Annotated in this window: 2 protein-coding genes (1 of these 2 cut by a window edge); both read left to right on the forward strand. The window is 68.3% G+C overall.

Features of this window, described 5'->3' with window-relative positions; all coding sequences use genetic code 11:
- Positions 1-1,389: the 3' portion of an efflux RND transporter periplasmic adaptor subunit gene (locus OC446_RS26625; protein WP_262032002.1), read on the forward strand. It extends 177 nt beyond the left edge of the window; 1,389 of the gene's 1,566 nt are visible here — the last part of the coding sequence; its start codon lies off the left edge, out of view; the stop codon is at positions 1,387-1,389.
- Positions 1,386-1,878 (forward strand): efflux RND transporter permease subunit (locus OC446_RS26630; protein WP_262032003.1); only part of this gene is annotated, 493 nt, incomplete at its 3' end. The genes OC446_RS26625 and OC446_RS26630, both read left to right, overlap by 4 nt.

The raw sequence follows: 1,878 nt of genomic DNA on the forward strand, positions 1-1,878 counted from the left end.
TGGGCGGGGTACCACGGCGGCCGGACGAACTGGCCGTTGCCGGGCTGGCTCCCGGCACCGGCCGTGGCGTTCCTGAACGGCCCCGCACCGGCCGCAGCGGGTCCAGTCGCCTATTACCGCCATCCCGACGGCCAGCCAGCCTACTCGATCTCGCCGAAGAAGACGGAGGACGGTCGGGATTACCTGCCGGTGCCGGCCAGCGCAGACGTGAGCTTTGATGAGAAGCCGAAGGACGCGCCGGCCGGACAGCCTGCTGCCGACCAGGCCGGCGGCAAGAAGATCCTGTACTACCGCAACCCCATGGGCCTGCCCGACACCTCGCCGGTGCCGAAGAAAGACTCGATGGGCATGGACTACATCCCGGTCTACGAGGGCGAGGCGGAGGACGGCTCGACCGTTACGGTCTCGCCAGGCAAGCTGCAGCGCACCGGCGTGCGCTCGGAGGCTGTCGAGCGCCGGGTTGTGACCCGTCCGGTCCGCGTGCCCGGCACCGTGAAGCTTGATGAGCGCCGCATCGCCGTGATCTCCCTGCGCTCTGAGAGCTTCATCGACAAGGTCGAGGACGTGACCACCGGCGAGCGCGTGCGCAAGGGCGATCCGCTGTTGCGCCTGTATTCCCCGGACATCGCGGCGGCGAGCGCGCAGTACCTCAGTGTCGTGAACGAAGGCAGTGGCGCCGGACGGCCGCTGGTGCTGGAGGGCGCCCGCCGCCGGCTTGAGAACCTCAACGTGCCCCCGGAGGTGATCGCCGAGATCGAACGCACCCGCAAGGTGCCGACCGCGATCACGTGGTCAGCCCCGCGGGACGGGATCATCCTGGAGCGCAATGCCATCGAGGGCATGCGGGCCATGCCCGGTGACGTGCTGTTCCGGCTGGCCGACATCTCGACCGTCTGGATCCTCGCGGACGTGCCGGAACACGACCTGGGCGCCGTCCAGCCGGGCCAGGCTGTGACCCTCCGGGTGCGCAGCCTGCCGGGACAGACGTTCTCGGGCCGCGTTGACCTGATCTACCCGCAGGTGAACCCAGAGACCCGCACGGCCCGGGTGCGGATCGAGATCCCCAACCGGGACGGGCTCCTGCTGCCGGACATGTACGCGGACGTGGAGTTCGCCACCGGCTCCGGCAAGCCCGTCGTGGCCGTGCCCGACAGCGCGCTCATCGACACCGGTACCCGTCAGATCGTGATCGTCGACAAGGGCGAAGGCCGCTTCGAGCCCCGCCAGGTCAAGGTCGGCGCTCGCGGGAACGGCTTCGTCGAGATCCGCGAGGGCGTCGCGTCAGGGGATCAGGTGGTGACGTCCGCCAACTTCCTCATTGATGCCGAAAGCAACCTGAAAGCCGCCCTGCAGGGCATGACGGCTCCTGCCGAAGAGAAGCCCCAATGATCGCCGGTACCATCGCCTGGTCGTCCCGCAACCTGATGCTCGTCCTGATCGCGACGGTGTTCGCCGTCGCGGCGGGTCTGTACGCCCTGCGCAGCCTGCCGCTCGACGCCATTCCGGACCTCTCGGACGTGCAGGTCATCGTCTACACGGATTACCCGGGTCAGGCGCCGCAGGTGGTCGAGGACCAGGTGACCTATCCGCTCACCACCGCGATGCTGACGGTGCCGCAATCGAAGGTGGTGCGGGGCTTCTCGTTCTTCGGCGTCTCGTTCGTCTACATCATCTTCGAGGACGGCACCGACCCGTACTGGGCACGGTCGCGGGTGCTCGAATTCCTCAATGCCGCAGGAAGTCGCCTCCCCGCGGGGGTGACGCCGACCCTTGGCCCTGACGCCACTGGCGTGGGTTGGGTCTACCAGTATGCCCTCTTGGCCAAGGACCTCACCCTGGCGGAGCTGCGCTCGGTGCAGGACTGGAAGGTGCGCTTTG

The organism is Microvirga sp. Mcv34 (assembly GCF_024519725.1).
Classification (GTDB): domain Bacteria; phylum Pseudomonadota; class Alphaproteobacteria; order Rhizobiales; family Beijerinckiaceae; genus Microvirga.